Annotated in this window: 12 protein-coding genes and 1 tRNA gene; 8 read left to right on the forward strand and 5 right to left on the reverse strand. The window is 42.6% G+C overall.

Features of this window, described 5'->3' with window-relative positions; translation table 11 throughout:
- The first annotated feature begins 5 nt into the window (after positions 1 to 5).
- From VB073_RS06265 to VB073_RS06285, 5 genes are all read left to right on the forward strand, one after another.
- Positions 6 to 2,468, forward strand: coding sequence for a ligase-associated DNA damage response DEXH box helicase (locus VB073_RS06265; protein ID WP_323403298.1), 2,463 nt, complete (start codon positions 6 to 8; stop codon positions 2,466 to 2,468).
- A 36-nt stretch (positions 2,469 to 2,504) separates the two neighbouring features.
- Entirely contained in the window at positions 2,505 to 3,149 is a 645-nt protein-coding gene (gene pdeM, locus VB073_RS06270; RefSeq protein WP_323403299.1) for a ligase-associated DNA damage response endonuclease PdeM, read from the forward strand.
- 360 nt (positions 3,150 to 3,509) lie between these two features.
- Entirely contained in the window at positions 3,510 to 4,670 is a 1,161-nt protein-coding gene (locus VB073_RS06275; protein WP_323403300.1) for a site-specific integrase, read from the forward strand.
- 406 nt (positions 4,671 to 5,076) lie between these two features.
- Entirely contained in the window at positions 5,077 to 5,529 is a 453-nt protein-coding gene (locus tag VB073_RS06280; RefSeq protein ID WP_323403301.1) for a helix-turn-helix domain-containing protein, read from the forward strand.
- Positions 5,530 to 5,817: 288 nt separating this feature from the next.
- Positions 5,818 to 6,996, forward strand: a complete 1,179-nt coding sequence (locus VB073_RS06285; protein WP_323403302.1) for an MFS transporter — start codon at positions 5,818 to 5,820, stop codon at positions 6,994 to 6,996.
- Positions 6,997 to 7,075: 79 nt separating this feature from the next.
- Here the strand turns inward: VB073_RS06285 and VB073_RS06290 are convergent, their stop codons facing one another.
- The 3 genes from VB073_RS06290 to VB073_RS06300 all read right to left on the reverse strand — a co-directional run bounded on the left by VB073_RS06290 (position 7,076) and on the right by VB073_RS06300 (position 10,740).
- On the reverse strand, positions 7,076 to 9,112 hold the full coding sequence (locus VB073_RS06290) for a TonB-dependent receptor (RefSeq protein WP_323403303.1): 2,037 nt from the start codon (positions 9,110 to 9,112) through the stop codon (positions 7,076 to 7,078).
- 125 nt (positions 9,113 to 9,237) lie between these two features.
- Entirely contained in the window at positions 9,238 to 9,468 is a 231-nt protein-coding gene (locus VB073_RS06295; RefSeq protein ID WP_323403304.1) for a hypothetical protein, read from the reverse strand.
- Between the two features lie 6 nt (positions 9,469 to 9,474).
- On the reverse strand, positions 9,475 to 10,740 hold the full coding sequence (locus VB073_RS06300) for a S8 family peptidase (protein ID WP_323403305.1): 1,266 nt from the start codon (positions 10,738 to 10,740) through the stop codon (positions 9,475 to 9,477).
- Between the two features lie 245 nt (positions 10,741 to 10,985).
- Between VB073_RS06300 and VB073_RS06305 the strand changes: the two genes are divergently transcribed.
- Both VB073_RS06305 and VB073_RS06310 read left to right on the forward strand, forming a co-directional pair.
- Complete coding sequence (locus VB073_RS06305; RefSeq protein WP_323403306.1) at positions 10,986 to 11,567, forward strand: DUF4468 domain-containing protein; 582 nt, start codon at positions 10,986 to 10,988, stop codon at positions 11,565 to 11,567.
- Positions 11,568 to 11,650: 83 nt separating this feature from the next.
- Positions 11,651 to 12,337 carry a 30S ribosomal protein S16 gene (locus tag VB073_RS06310; RefSeq protein ID WP_323403307.1) on the forward strand — a complete coding sequence of 229 codons (687 nt, stop codon included), beginning with the start codon at positions 11,651 to 11,653 and terminating at the stop codon, positions 12,335 to 12,337.
- Positions 12,338 to 12,544: 207 nt separating this feature from the next.
- On the opposite strand, the gene VB073_RS06315 is transcribed toward VB073_RS06310, so the two are convergent.
- A tRNA-Gln gene (locus VB073_RS06315) sits at positions 12,545 to 12,615 on the reverse strand.
- An 83-nt stretch (positions 12,616 to 12,698) separates the two neighbouring features.
- Positions 12,699 to 13,991, reverse strand: coding sequence for a tyrosine--tRNA ligase (gene tyrS / locus VB073_RS06320; RefSeq protein WP_323403308.1), 1,293 nt, complete (start codon positions 13,989 to 13,991; stop codon positions 12,699 to 12,701).
- A 206-nt stretch (positions 13,992 to 14,197) separates the two neighbouring features.
- On the opposite strand from tyrS, the gene VB073_RS06325 reads away from it, so the two are divergent.
- On the forward strand, positions 14,198 to 15,859 hold the full coding sequence (locus tag VB073_RS06325; RefSeq protein WP_323403309.1) for an electron-transfer flavoprotein:ubiquinone oxidoreductase: 1,662 nt from the start codon (positions 14,198 to 14,200) through the stop codon (positions 15,857 to 15,859).
- Positions 15,860 to 15,867: the final 8 nt, after the last annotated feature.

Genomic DNA, 15,867 nt, shown 5'->3' on the forward strand with positions numbered 1-15,867 from the left:
GCGCTTTGAGCAATAAATTCCGACAAACAGAAGGATACAGTGTTATTGCGCGATGGATGCAGTCCAAAGGCAATATACCGTTCGGTTTTCAGGAGAAAACCTGGGTGCGCTATGCCAATGGTTACAGTGGGATGGTGATTGCACCAACGGGATTCGGAAAAACATTTTCGGTCTTTCTGGCAGTGCTGAGCGACTTTATGAACCACACTGACCGGTATCAAAGCGGACTGAAACTCCTCTGGATTACACCGCTACGGTCATTAGCCAAAGACCTTGGAAGAGCCATGCAGGAAGCGATAGACGAGATAGGCCTCGACTGGACGGTAGGTGTACGCAACGGCGATACTGAAGTGAAAGAGAAACAACGCCAGAGCAAGTCGATGCCGGACGTGTTGCTGGTGACGCCTGAAAGTCTGCACCTGCTGTTGGCACAGAAAGGGAGGCAGGGCTTTTTCAAGAATATACAATGTGTCGCCGTGGATGAGTGGCACGAGTTGTTAAGCACGAAACGCGGTGTGATGGTGGAATTGGCATTGGCTTACCTGAGAAGTCAACATAAAAAACTACGTATCTGGGGTATCACGGCTACCATCGGCAATCTGGACGAAGCGATGGAAGTCCTGTTGCCTAACGAAAAAAAGAAAACAAAAATCATTGCCAAAGAGAAGAAAAAGATTGAGATCCTGCCGGTATATCCGGACGAAGTGGAAGTGTTACCCTGGGCAGGTCATCTCGGTGCCAAACTGGCGGACAAGGTGGTTCCGATCATTTTGGAAAGTAAATCGACGATTATTTTCACCAATACCCGCAATCAGAGTGAGATATGGTATCAACTCCTGTTGGATGCCTATCCCGATTTTGCCGGGAAACTGGCGTTGCATCACAGCTCTATTGACTCGAATATCCGGCAGTGGATAGAAGATGCGTTGAGCGAAGGCCGGTTGAAGGCGGTGGTATCGACTTCGTCACTGGATTTAGGCGTGGATTTCAAACCGGTGGATACCGTTATCCAGATCGGGTCGAGCAAAGGTGTGGCAAGATTTATGCAACGTGCCGGCAGAAGCGGACATTCGCCGTATGAGGTATCAAAAATCTATTTTGTGCCGACACATTCCCTGGAACTCATCGAAGTAGCGGCATTGAAAGAAGCGGTCAGGACGCAAACCATTGAACGGCGTGAACCCATGGTGCTGACTTTCGACGTGCTGGTGCAGTTTATGGTAACCATTGCATTGGGCGGGGGATTCAAGGCGGACGAATTGTTTGCCGTTATCAAAAGTACGTTTGTCTTTTCTGAAATTACTGAAGAAGAGTGGCAGTGGTGTTTGATGTTTATCACCCAGGGAGGTAGTGTCGGGAAAAATTATGAGGAATTTCACAAAGTGGTCAAGCAGGAAGACGGATTGTTGGTGGTCCAGAAACGGCGTATAGCGATGTTGCACCGCATGAATATCGGTGTCATCGTGAGCGAAGCCATGTTGCGGGTGAAATTTATTTCAGGCGGATACCTGGGTATGGTGGAGGAGTATTTTATTTCCAGATTGAAAAAAGGAGATAAATTTATTCTGGGCGGCAGGACAGTCGAACTAACACACATCAAAGACATGACCGTCTATGTCAGGAGTTCCTCAGGCCGAGCCATAGCGCCAAGCTGGCTCGGTGGCCGGTTGTCATTGACTTCCAACCTCTCCCGTTTCCTCCGGCAAAAGCTGGCTTTGTCGGCACATCCGCAGCCGAAGGAAAAAGAGCTTCAATTCCTGCATCCTTTACTGGCGAGGCAGAGCGAGCATTCGCATATTCCTGCCGCTGATGAATTTTTAGTGGAGTCCATCAAGACAGGGGAAGGATACCATCTGTTTATGTATCCTTTCGAGGGCCGCCTGGTACATGAGGTGATGTCTGCGCTTGTTGCACACCGTATCAGCCGGTTGTATCCGATCAGCTTCTCGATAGCGATGAACGACTATGGATTTGAACTGTTTTCCGATTCGGAAGTCAAGCTTTCCGAACAGGAACTTCGGCAGGTTCTTAGCAAGGACAACCTTATGCAGGACGTTATTGACAGTATCAATGCTACGGAAATGGCCAGGCGTAAATTTCGGGATATTGCTGTAATTTCGGGAATGGTTATCCGGAACGTGTATGGAAAGCAGCGCAATAATAAATCATTGCAGTCCTCATCGGGACTTACATTTCAGGTACTGGAGGAATACGAACCCCGCAGCCTTTTACTACGGCAGGCATACACCGAGGTATTTAATCAGCAACTGGAAGAAGAACGGTTAATCGCTGCGTTCGACCGCATCCACCAAAGCAGGATTATTTATCGGTTTTCCACGGGATTTACCCCGTTGAGTTTCCCGATAAAGGTGGACAGCCTGCGCCAATCCTTGTCGAGCGAAGATTTGGCAGCACGCATCGTGAAGTTGCAGGAAAGAACATTAAAGCAAGCTAAAAAGAAAAGATGAAATGAGCATGAACATCAGTATATTCAGGATAATCGCATGAAACTATCGGAATATCCCCTGTTATTTGGTGGCCAGGAACTACTTCTAAACAATCAACGGGCGATCTATTGGCCGCAGGAAAATGCGCTGATACTATCCGACCTGCATCTGGGGAAAGCCGCTTATTTTCGTAAATACGGCATAGCATTACCCGCAACCGTAAGTGAGCGTGACCTGTTCCGTCTGCAACAACTGTTGGTTCATTACCACCCGGAGCTAATAATCATTGTGGGAGACCTGATTCATGCCGGCGCAAATAAAGAAGTGGAATCCTTCAGAAATCTGACTTTGCAGTTTCCCAACACCTGTTTCTCGCTCATAAAGGGGAATCACGACAAATATGATCCCAAAAAACTGAGCGAATTGGGTATTGCTCATTGTTATGACCTGCTGCAATTACAAAATATTCATTTTTCCCATTCTCTTATTCACAGTGAGATTCCGACCATCAGCGGACATATCCACCCCGGCGTGCGTATCCGTATGCCTGACAGGAAATTTCTGAAATTTCCCTGCTTCGCCCTTACAGGCAATCTGCTTATCCTGCCTGCATTCAGTCTATTTACCGGTTTGGATACCTGTTCGTTGCCAGAAGATACGGTTTGTTACGCGATTCACGAAGAAGGAATTTTCACCGTCTGAATCATAAGTGTATACATTTTGGTTTTGACTGCTTTTTATATTTCACGAATAAGTACAAACCGGAACAAAGGATAACAACTGATAACAGCGTAGAGGGCAACATCCATAGCCGGCTGTCATATATTCAATCCTGTTATTGCCTGAGGCAGCCTTTACTTCTTCATAGGCTGATTTTGTCATCAACTTGAAAGATTATCATCAACGGATACTCCCCCATACTTAAAAAATGTGGTTAATAATTCGTACATGAAAATAATCAATATAAAAAATGATGCTGATAGTGTTTATTATTAACATATTACCTCCTACATTTGTAGAACAACACTTCATGGACTGATTCACACTATAAAAAGTTTTTATATGAATAATTCAATACTCACAGGCTATAAATGCCCGGTACTACCCCTTTTCAGGGAAATCACCAAAAACAAGAGAGAAAAAGGGAATTCTCATACTGCCTCAAATTACGAGAGCGTTGTCAATAAACTGACTATGTATTTAGGCAATAATGGGGAAAAGTTTTCATTATACAATATTACCCAAGAGTGGGTTGAGGGATATATCGAATGGTTGAAAGAGAGACACCCTGATAAACCTCAAACTGTTGATTTTTATTTCAGGGGGTTCAGGGCTTTATATAATAAAGCGATCAAGATGAAAAAATTTAGAAAACAGTGCGGTTTAAATCCATTTTTTGGTTTAAGTATAAAAAAGACAAAGACCCACAAACGAGCACTTTCCTCTGAATTTTTAAAACGCCTGCTAAACCCCAAACTAAAGGCTTCCTTGCAAGATAACTGGGTAAAAACATTAGATATTTTACTCTTTAGTCTATATTGTAGAGGAATGGTATTTCAAGATATTTATGATCTGACTTGGGCTATGGTCGATCACGACTGGCAGATACACTATCACCGAAGTAAAACAGGCCAATACATATGCTTTTACATTCCCGATGAAGTACGCGAAATAATGCTACGCTACCAACGACCGCACAACAGATATGTATTTCCATTTCTCAGGGAAACTGCAAATGGACACTTACTTTGTGAAAAGTCCGCATTAAGGCGTATAAACAGGCATCTCAACGCTATTGGTCGGTTATTGGATATCCCCTGCAAACTTACCACTTATGTTGCACGGCATACATGGGCAACATTAATGCTTGAAGCTGGAAAATCCGTCGAGATAATAAGCCAATGTTTGGGACATTCTTCCATAAAAACGACACAAATTTATCTTGCTTCAATTTCAACTACAAAAATAGACATAGAAGTGGATGATATGCTGAATCGTTTTGTTCGGCCGAACACAAGTAAAAAGAATAGGAAAACTGATTACACGATTAAAACATCACATACCCATTTGAATGGATTCAGGCGATTATTCACACAAAGGAGCATTAATTTAGACTCACAAAGTCTCTTTCTTAAAAAGAAAGGGACTATTATGAATTGTATAACTATAAGATACAAAGATATATATTTTTTTATAGTAAACAAAATAAAATACAATCTGTAATACTTATTGTAGAACTATTCCCCTTTTTCCTATCAGATGCCATTTTAAATACATTATTCAACAAACTGACAAACAGAAATATACATAATAAACACGCCATTTATCCATCTAGTTGAGAAATCAGGTCTGTAGTCCCTTTCTTTTTAAGAAAGAGATAACTATCAAAAATACAACGATGGTTGGAATACTATAGCACATTTGATTATTTATTCCTACCGGTAAGAATTGAATTTACGAGGAGCCGGAGAGGTTTGATTTTATTATTGCAAATTGTTACAAGAGCACCAACACGGAATTTCGTGTAGTTGACGGGAAAACGGTAACAATTGCCAGAGGCGAATTTGCCGGTAGACCTCAAAATCTCTACTGACGAGGAACTGATTGATGTAAAAGCTATAGCTGATATATGGATAAGGACCTGAAATATTTACTACAAGATGTAATGTCATGTACCTTTACTTTCTCCGACGGCCTGAAGAGTACAATTACTTCATCGCCGGAGAATGAAATCGTATTAGTGAAAATTCTTCCACTTACATCAAAATATAAAAAATTTGAGGGTAATGTTCTAAGATACTATTCATCTACGGAGAGTATTAGTGAATTGGCAACACTCTGTAAATACGACTGTATAAAGACTTTTATACGTCATTTCAAGGAATGTTTCGGGAAAACTCCTTATCAATGGTTGCTCGACAGGAAAATGGAAGAAATTCAGTCATATGTACTCAATTCAGAAATCAGTATTACTGAATTATCCAAAATGTATGGTTTTAAGACTGTGTCGCATATGGTAAGCACATACACTAAAAGATTCGGAATTTCACCCCAGAAGAGTAGATTGTCGAAAAGGAAGTGATATTGTGAAAATTATTTTATAAAATATTTCAGGAGACAACTTTCAATTACCAGAACTGGGGTTTTTATATCTTTTTATCTCCATCAGGTATCAATCATAGAAATGAGCTGTGACGAAAACCGATTGTCCGAAAAAATATGTACTTTTGTTCATTATTGTCTTTTTGTTTGTGGTGAACACAAAGCTACAACTTTTAGTATGATGGGCAGACTTACATTTGCCCTCATATTTTTTCCTAAATTTTTTTATCGGACAACAGTAGTTTTTATAGGTTATTTATAGGGAGATATGGATATTGATACACGTCCCGCCAGATTATGGACTGGTGGTTATATAAATGTTTGTATTGCCAATTTTTTGATGGCTTGTTCTTTTAACTTGTTGATGCCTACAATTCCGCTGTATATTACGGAGGTGTTAGGTGTTTCACAATCCCGGACAGGAATCGTTCTTGCCTCTTATGCCATTGCTCTTTTGTTTGTACGGCCCTTTTCAGGATATATTGTAGATTTATATTCACGCAAGAAAATCCTGCTGATCAGCTTTATCTGTTTTGTAGCTATCTTTTCCGGATATTTCTTCGTTACAACAGTTTTCTTTTTCATTATTATCCGCTTTCTTCATGGTATTACATGGGGATTCACCACTGTCTCTTCCAGCACGCTGGCAATTGACCTGGTTCCCTCGGAGAGGCGTGCAGAGGGAATTGGTTATTACGGCACCTTTATGAATGTGGCGATGGCGATCGCACCCTTTATCGCGATCCATATTTACGAGTCGTACGGTTTCCAGATATTATTGGGTTGCGCCATGGTTATGGGGATTTTAGGGATAATAGCTGTTTCATTGATAAAAGCACCTGTACGTCAGAAAATGGTGAGAAAGAAACTCTCTTTGGACCGTTTTTTCCTGGTACGTGCATGGCCCATTTTTATCAATCAGCTATTACCCAGTTTTGCATGGGGTACAATAGGCCCATTCGTCGCACAATATGGGAAAGAGATCAATATACCCAATGCCGGTATCTATTTCCTGTTCTGGGCAGGAGGAATTATATTATCACGTATATTTGCCGGACGGCTGGTAGATAGAGGTCATATCCATAAGGTGAATATGATCGCTATGGTTGTTGTTGCCCTGGCATTTTTCGGCTTTGCCCATTATCACAATATTTATGCTTTTTGTCTGGCGGGATTTTTTATCGGTATTGGATTTGGGATGATGCTCCCCGCTCTCCAGACCCTCTATATCAATATGGCTGAACATAACCAGCGGGGTACGGCCAATTCGACTTACCTGGTGGGTTTCGATTTAGGCCTTGCTCTTGGAATGTTGCTGGGTGGATTTATATCGGGCCATCACTCCTTCGAAGCATTGTTTATGATCGCCGGTGCGGTCTGTCTAATCAGTGTCGTAATATATTTGTTCGTCTCCAAGCCCTTATTTGATAGAAAACGGCTCCGGTAGGGTAGTGCAGGACAGGATAAATATGGATGAAGAAGAGTATCTTCATAACATGATAGGGTACAGGGAGATTCAAATTTCTTTAAAATAAAATTCTGACCCCTCCATAATAATTTCTTGTGGGTGCAGGATTGAAAGAGCGATTCCCAAAAGCATTGATATCGTTTCCCAGGCTGTATTTTTCGTTTAACAAGTTGTCTATTCCTACAAAAAACTCAATTTGTTGTGAAGAGGTGATTCCCCCCTTCCAGCTTATTTTCAATTGAACCAAATGGAATTTGTCAGAAAAAACAGTATTGGCATCGTTCAGTGGCATTGCTGAGGTGAAATTATGGGAAATATTCAACCCTATCTGTTGGGGGAAAGTGATAAACAATGAATTCGACCATACCCAATCAGGTACAGCGGTCACTTTGTTATAAGAAAAATCATTGTTGTTTACAAGATATTTCCCAAATCGGTAATGATTGTATGTTGCCGTGGATTGAAGACTAAGTGTTTGTATAAATCTGTCGGGTTGCATGGGCAGAAGGTAAGCCCAAATCGAGGCTTCAATCCCTTTTTGTTTGATTTCACCGGCATTTACATAATATTCTGCGCCATTGTCTCGAAGATGTCGTACGATGCCGTTATTTATATTGTAGTTATAGAGACTTACATCTGCAATAAATCTCTTGTCGACGGTCTCCCAACGTACCCCGATCTCGAGATTTATTCCTGTTTCCGGCTTAAGATCTGGATTGATGATATTATCCGAAGAACGTACTTCGGCGATAGTCGGTGTTGAATATCCTTTTGATATGGAACCACGAACGGCTAAACCCTTTCCGAATAAATAGGAAGAGGCGATCCTTGGCATCCATATGCTACCGAAGGAAATATGACCATTGGGATCTGAAATTTCGGGATATCGTTGCTTATAATTGATTTCAGCCTGGTTCAGACCCAAAGAGGCTTCGATTGTCCATTGCCTGTATAAATAAACCATTGCACGGTAGAAGAGACTATTCTGGCTGTTATCCAGGTTGTCCTTTGCTTGTGGCGCGCCGGCTTTGCCCTGTTCATTATCATAATTATCAATCCTGTTCCATCCCTTTTGTGCTTCGAGACCTACTTGCATTTGCCATTCAAACTGTTCAGTTAAAGCTCCCTTGTATGAGAAGTAAGTACGGATACCCAGGTTTTTCTCTTTCCGGAATTCATAATTGGTGATAAAGGGATTTTCAAAATCGGTATGCGAACCGAAAATACTAATGGAATGAAACAGTCTTTCACTGATTTGGGCGTTGTGGGCGATACCTCCGAAAAATGTCCTGTTATATATACCTGCTTTTTGTTCTTTGGCAGAAGGTATCGGTCCGCTGGCAGGGCGAGCCATCCTCGGATTTTCCTGCACCTGGCTTTCTGTCAATCCTCCCGGAGTGAGATATCCCAGATCAGTATACAAAGCGAACAGCTTTATCTCGTTGTTTTTTGCATATTGCCACTTATGGGCTGTCTGAAGACTCTTTTTATTCAAAGCAGTATTATCCCGATAGCCATCCGAACGTATAAACGACTGGTCTATCGAAAAAGCGTATACATTGTTTATTTTTCTCTGTATGGAAAGCTGTTCCTGAAACAGACCGAAAGAACCACCATTCAATAATAGGGATCCTTGATTTTGGTGTAGGCTAAATCCTTTAGGTTGAATCCGGACAACTCCTCCAGAGTTGGCGCCATAAAGTGAACCATCAGGTCCCTTCAATATGTGTATCGAGGAGATAGCCCCCGGGTCTGTTAAGTTCAGATATGTATTACCCCCGGCATCGGTCAATGGAAATTCATCGATATATATCTTGACATTACGAATGCCAAATGGAGACCGGATTAAACTTCCTCGCAAAGCTAAGCGATAACTTCCGGGCGAACGCTCTTCCATACGCAACCCTGCTACGGTATTCAAAGCCGGTAATAATGTGGTGGTTTGTTGTTTTTCTATAAGAGTGAAAGAGACGGATTGTGCCGAAACTGTTAACCCCAAAACCGGTTGCTGGCTAAAATAGGCAGTTATTTCTACCGGCTCCAGTTCAAGTGACCGATTCAGTGATATTGTGTCTGTTAATTGCCCAAACATCATTGAAGAATAAATAGGGCACAAAATAATCAGCAAAAATCTAACTATGGGGATCATTAACTTTGATTATGACAGTCATTTCTTCACAATAGAACATCCAGGTAACCAAAGTTGTTTTCAGACGTGATTTATTGAATTTCTGTATAAGGAGGAGGAATATCTATTTTTTTTTCTTCTACCAGTGAGACAATCTCCTTGTGAGCGCGTATCCTGGGAATCAATTCTTCTTCTGCCACACCGATAATCACTCCAAATTCATAAAGGTGGGTTATGATCAGTCCCTCTTTGTGAAGTTCTTCTGCTACGATACTCAATCGATTCAAATAGATTTCCGATATTGTAATCACAATCTGTCGCATATCTTCTCATTTAGGAGCCATCGAAAGCCCTGCCCCCACATCTTCAGCCGGAAAGGGGAGAGTATGAATATTTTTTCTCAATTCCTCTTCTATCATAGCAGGGGTAGCATCGGTATATTTTTCAAAGAGGAGAGCTGCTATACCGGCTACGAGAGGAGTAGACATACTGGTACCTGATAAGGTGTGGTATCTTTCCGGCATAGGCCATGAGGAGAGAATCTCTACCCCTGGAGCGGAGATATCGACTAATCCGGAGGGATTGATGGCCCGGTTTGAAAAATCGGCCACTTGCAATTCTGAATCTATTGCGGCTACGGCAAGGATAGAAGGACAGTCGGCCGGACTTGCCACGGGGCAGAAATATCTTTCAGACCGCCTGCTGTCGTTGCCTGCTGCAGCAACAATCAGTGTCCCTTTCGAAAGAGCAAACTGGGAAGCCCGTTCATATGCTATATCGTAGCTCTCTCCTTTTAATACCCGGGATCCGAGGGACATAGATATCACCTTGCATCCTTTGTTGGCAGCCCATGTCATCCCGTTCAATATCCATGACTGTGCTCCACTTCCCTGGTTATTTAGTACTTTACCTGCATAGATATGTGCATGAGTTGCGACACCGTATCGCACTCCTTGTGATGTAGCGGATCCACATGCGATCCCGATACAATGCGTACCGTGCCCGTGAAGATCATTAATTGCTTCATCAGGGACGAATGAGGCTGCGGTGATTTCCCGCCCTTCAAAGTCGGGATGAGAGATATCGAGTCCGGTGTCCAGCACCGCTATTTTTACGCCTGCTCCTGTATATGTTGAGCGAATTACTTCCGTTATATGTATTCCCCAGGTTCCCCGACTACTATCATTCTCGTCTGTTGGTATTTCATCGGGAATGTAAACAACCTTCTCCGGTACAAATACAAAACCACTACCGGATAATTCCATCTGTATGACCTTATCCTCTTCTACTCCGACAAGTGCTACGCCCAGGTCGTTAAATACGAGGGTGTCGGCATCTTTTAACTGACTTTCATCGGGAGAGGAGGTGATAAAATCGGCGGTGGAGGCGACTGATAATTCCCATCGTTTTTCGAGTAGGCGGATAGCTTCAACTATCTTTTTACTGTTTTTTTCAAGAATCAGAAAATAACGGCCGGTATAACGAGGATTATCTCTCTCGCTGTCGTATATCTCCTTCCTGAATTTATCCAGAGAGGAGGTTGGGAAGATATTCTCTTTCAGGGCGGTTGGCCTTCCGAGTTTTGGTGGTAGCATAATTGTTTTTCTTTTTGTACGACTCCAATATGCCTTCATCACGACCGCAAGGTAATAAATTCTTTCTGGCTTGACAAGATGAACGTCCATTTTTTTTCCTCTTGTCGGAAGAAAAAACGGAAAAATCATTACCTTTGCCAATATGAAGAGACTGCTGTATTTCTGCCCCGGCATATTTACTTTCAGATAAGGGGCTTTTGACCAGCAAGAAGAATAATGATTACACGACTTTTATATGTAAGAAAATGAAAAAAAGTATTACCAATTTATTGTTAATGACCACATTGTTTACGTTTTCTATGGTGGTTCAACTGTCAGCTCAGAATCGTACTTCTTCAGAATATCTGAAGGGAGCTGTTAAGGTGGAGGATGGAGAGGTAGTTTTCCGCGAATTATTCAGTGCACCTGGCATAAGCCGTGATTCTCTGATGAATATTACCCAGGAATGGATCAACGGAAGAGATAACCCGGAAGAAGAGCGTTCAAGCAGGGTATTGATTTTTGATGAAGAGAAAGGCTCTGTGGTGGGAGGATGCAGTGAAAAACTTGTTTTTAAATCGGCATTACTACTCTTGGACCAGGCAGATATGAATTATTATATTCACGCTAATTGTAGTGATGGTGCTGTGGATATGGCGATTATCAGGATCAGGTACGATTATGGAAAAGACCGCTACACTGCTGAAGAGATGATCACCGATGAGGTGAGCCTGGATAAAAAACAGATGAGAATTTTGAAAATGTCGGAAAAATGGAGAGTTAAGACGATTGATTTTACAAAAGATCTCTTCAAAGATTATAACGATTTCCTTTCTCGTAATAAATAAACAGGTCCTGTTTTGAAGATATCGAATTAATCACTATCTTTGCACCCGCAAATGCAAAAATAAATTTTAAAAGAAACTACTAAATGGCAACAAAAGTTCGCTTACAGAGAAGAGGACGCAAAAATTATCCCTTCTACCAAATTATTGTTGCAGATAGCAGAGCACCACGAGATGGAAAGTACATTGAAAGGATAGGTTCATACAATCCGAACACACATCCTGCTACGATCACTTTAGATTTCGAAAGAGCTTTGTATTGGCTGCAAACAGGGGCACAACCCACCGACACGGTTCGTAATATCTTATCGGATGAGGGTGTATTGTTGAAAAAACATCTTCTTGGAGGTGTGACTAAGGGCGCTTTTGATGAAGCGGAAGCCGAAAGAAGATTCGAAGCATGGAAGAATTCGAAATCGCAGCTTAACCAGAAAATCAAAGATAAGGATGAAGAGCAAAAGCGTGCTGAAGCAAAAGTTCGTCTGGATGCTGAAAAGGAGGTTAACAAATCAAGATCGGAAGCTTTGGCTAAGAAGAGAGCCGAAGAGGAAGCTGCGAATGCTCCTGCTCCCGTAGAAGAGGAGATTCCAGCAGTTGAAGAAACTGTAGAAGTAGCTGAACCGGCAGAACCGGTAGCAGAGCAAGTTGTTGAGGTAAAAACTGAAGAAGTTCCTGTAGCGGTTGAAGAAGCTCCTGTTGAAGAAGCCCCTGCCACTGAAGAAGCTCCTGTTGAAGAAGAAAAACCTGCTACTGAAGAGAAGACAGAAGAATAAGTTCCTGATAAAAACATACATTAAGAAAAAGCCCGATGCATTTTTATGTACCGGGTTTTTTATGTGCCATACATAAAAATGGATATGAATAAAATAATAATGTGTATATACTCAAGGAGTAAGGTAGAAAAAACGGACTATTTCGTCAGAAATAGTCCGTTTTTTAGTCCGACATGCTTTCAATCGATTGATTATTAGTAGTCGATGTTGTCCCACCAGGATTCGAACCTAGACTGGCTGAACCAAAATCAGATGTGCTACCATTACACCATGGGACAATCCTTAACTGCTTCGTGAAAAGCAGTGCAAAAGTAGTATAATAATTGTAACTGTCCAAATAATTCCGGTGATTTTTCTGCCACTATTCGGCTATCAGCAGGAAGTAGTTCTTTTTCCCACGTTGGGCCAGAATATATTTTTCGCCGATTAGATGGGAAAGCCCGATGGTTTCGTCGAACGATTCCAGCTTCTCCTTGTTGACCATTACACCGCCTGCTTGTACAGTCTTACGCATCTCGCCCTTGGAAGGGAATACGGTGGCTTCTTCGGTGAGTAGGTCCACCGCTTTGACACCCTGCTCCAGTTTCTTGCGTGAAACAGTAAATTGGGGAACTCCTTCGAATACCTGCAGGAAGGTCTCCTCGTCGATAGCGCGGAGCGTCTGGGACGTTGACCTGCCGAACAGGATTTCCGATGCGTTGACGGCCATTTCGTAATCTTCACGTGAATGCACCATCACGGTGATTTCTTCGGCCAGCTTCTTTTGTAACGGTCGAAGGTGAGGAGCCGATTGTTGTTCCGCAACCAACGATTCTATTTCTTCCCGGGTGAGGGATGTGAAGATCTTGATATATTTTTCGGCATCGGCATCACTTACGTTGAGCCAGAACTGATAGAATTTATAGGGTGAGGTATAGCGCCGGTCGAGCCACACATTGCCGCTTTCGGTCTTGCCAAACTTGCCTCCATCGGCTTTGGTGATAAGCGGACATACCAGGGCATAGGCCTCGCCTCCCTCCACCCGCCGGATCAGTTCCGTACCGGTGGTGATGTTACCCCACTGGTCGGATCCACCCAATTGCAACCGACATCTTTTATCCCGATAGAGATGAAGGAAATCGTATCCTTGCAGCAGTTGGTAGGAGAATTCTGTAAACGACATTCCCTCGCTCGATTCTCCACTCAGCCGTTTCTTTACCGAGTCTTTCGCCATCATGTAATTGACGGTGATATGCTTCCCTATATCGCGGATGAAATTCAGGAAAGAATAATCTTTCATCCAGTCGTAATTGTTTACCAGAATAGCTTTGTTGGGTATTTCACTTTCGAAATCGAGAAATTTGGCCAACTGTTTTTTGATGGCCTCCTGATTGTGGCGTAGTGTTTCTTCATCGAGCAGGTTACGTTCTGCCGATTTCATGGAGGGGTCACCAATCATTCCTGTAGCACCGCCAACCAGTGCGATGGGAGTGTGTCCCGCACGTTGAAAATGTTTCAGCATCATCACGCCCACCAAATGTCCGATATGCAATGAGTCGGCTGTGGGATCGATCCCGAGATATCCTGCCGTCTGTTCTTTCAATAACTGCTCTTCCGTGCCGGGCATTACTTCATGTATCATGCCACGCCAACGGAGCTCCTCAATAAAATTCATAAAGCTTTTGTATATTTATTTTTTCAAAACGGGTGTAAAGATATGATTTTCTTTTATATTTTTATTTGCCCATGGCGTTTTTAATGAAATGTTTTATACATTTGTGATATGATTGGAACAAATGCGTATCTATATCTAAAGCACTTTTCAAGCGTCTTTGTATAGCCTTCGAATATAAAATTGTCATTATAAAAAAAGGAGAAACAATGAGTGATGTTAACACAGTATCGACGGATATCCTGATTATCGGGGGAGGTCCATCGGGTTTAGCCACCGCAATTCATCTGGCGGATATTTTAAGGCAAAGCGGCTCTCATGAGCGGATTTTGTTGATTGAGAAAGGAAGCAGTATAGGGAATCATATTATCTCTGGTGCTGTAATCAAAACCGATGTGTTCAAGGATTTATTGCCGGATGCCGATTTGAGTGAAATACCTTTGGATGCCAAAGTAGTGAAAGATACTACTGTTTTCTTGACTGAAAAAGATGCCATAAAACTTCCGTTTCATATTCCCTATATGGGTGACAAGGGAAATTATACCGCTTCATTGGGACAAGTATGCCGTTATCTGGCCACGAAAGCTGAAGAGAAAGGGGTGGAGATTTATCCCGGATTCGCGGTGAACGAGATCCTTTATGATGAAAACGGCAAGGTAGCCGGTGCAAAGACGATCGACACCGGTATCGACCATCATGGCAACCGGATGGAAAACTTTCAGCCCGGCACACGGATTGAAGCAAAGTTGACGATCTTTGCAGAAGGTGTGAGGGGAAGTCTTACAAAACAACTTATTCACAAATTTAATTTGCAAAAAGGAAAAAACGGGCAGATATTTTCGTTGGGATGCAAGGAATTATGGAGCGTTCCCGAAGGCAATATCAAACCGGGAGAAGTATATCATACGGTAGGCTATCCGTTGAATATGGGTGAATTTGGGGGTGGTTTCATCTATGGACTGGATAACAACAAAGTAGCTCTAGGCCTGGTGGTCGGTCTTGATTACCCGGATCCCACTTTTGACACGCACGATGCATTTCAGGTGTGGAAAACAAATCTTTTTATAGCACGTATACTCAAAGGCGGCAGAATGATCGAGTACGGTGCAAAAACGCTTCCTGAAGGCGGTTATTACTCACTACCACAACTCTATACCGATAATGCCCTGATCGTAGGCGACAGTGCCGGATTTCTAGCAATGCCCGCACTGAAAGGCGTCCATCTGGCAATCCATTCAGGAATGTTGGCTGCTCGTACTGCGGCTTTGGCGTTGAGCAAAAACGATTTCTCTGAAAGTGTACTGAAAGAGTACGAAACGTTGATTGAAAAGAGTGTTATCCACAAGGAACTTTATCCTGTCAGGAATTTCAGGCAGGGTTTTACCAAAGGGATGATTGCCGGTGCGTTCCATTTCGGCACACAACTGATCACGGGCGGTGCCGGATTTTTTGGTCGACTGAAAACGCACCCCGATAGTCAGGCTACCAAAAAACTGATGGAATACAGGAAAAAGTATTTTAAAGAGAGATTCAAAGGCAAGCTGGAATTCGATAAAGTGCTTACATTCGATAAAGCGACCAACGTATATTATACGGGTGTCAATCACGATGAACAACAAGTGCCTCATTTACATGTCAACAACCCGGCTACATTCGAGACCGTCAATATAAAAGAATATGGTGCTCCATGCCAGTTCTACTGTTCTGCAGAGGTATATGAACTTCATACTGGCAGGGATGGGAAGCAAGAGTTAAGGATCCATGCCGAAAATTGTCTGCACTGTAAGACCTGTGATATCAAAGAGCCCGGCGACGGTATTACATGGATGACTCCCAACGGCGGAAATGGTCCGGAATATCAATATATGTAGAGAGGATA

It is taken from the genome of Proteiniphilum sp., from assembly GCF_034927365.1.
Classification (GTDB): Bacteria; Bacteroidota; Bacteroidia; order Bacteroidales; family Dysgonomonadaceae; genus Proteiniphilum.

Coding starts and splice junctions, on each gene's coding strand:
- VB073_RS06275 (WP_323403300.1), top strand. CDS start 3,510: ATGAATAATTCAATACTCACAGGCTATAAATGCCCGGTACTACCCCTT.
- VB073_RS06310 (WP_323403307.1), top strand. CDS start 11,651: ATGGCAACAAAAGTTCGCTTACAGAGAAGAGGACGCAAAAATTATCCC.
- VB073_RS06285 (WP_323403302.1), top strand. CDS start 5,818: ATGGATATTGATACACGTCCCGCCAGATTATGGACTGGTGGTTATATA.
- VB073_RS06300 (WP_323403305.1), bottom strand. CDS start 10,740: ATGCTACCACCAAAACTCGGAAGGCCAACCGCCCTGAAAGAGAATATC.
- VB073_RS06325 (WP_323403309.1), top strand. CDS start 14,198: ATGAGTGATGTTAACACAGTATCGACGGATATCCTGATTATCGGGGGA.
- VB073_RS06295 (WP_323403304.1), bottom strand. CDS start 9,468: ATGCGACAGATTGTGATTACAATATCGGAAATCTATTTGAATCGATTG.
- pdeM (WP_323403299.1), top strand. CDS start 2,505: ATGAAACTATCGGAATATCCCCTGTTATTTGGTGGCCAGGAACTACTT.
- VB073_RS06305 (WP_323403306.1), top strand. CDS start 10,986: ATGAAAAAAAGTATTACCAATTTATTGTTAATGACCACATTGTTTACG.
- VB073_RS06280 (WP_323403301.1), top strand. CDS start 5,077: ATGGATAAGGACCTGAAATATTTACTACAAGATGTAATGTCATGTACC.
- tyrS (WP_323403308.1), bottom strand. CDS start 13,991: ATGAATTTTATTGAGGAGCTCCGTTGGCGTGGCATGATACATGAAGTA.
- VB073_RS06290 (WP_323403303.1), bottom strand. CDS start 9,112: ATGATGTTTGGGCAATTAACAGACACAATATCACTGAATCGGTCACTT.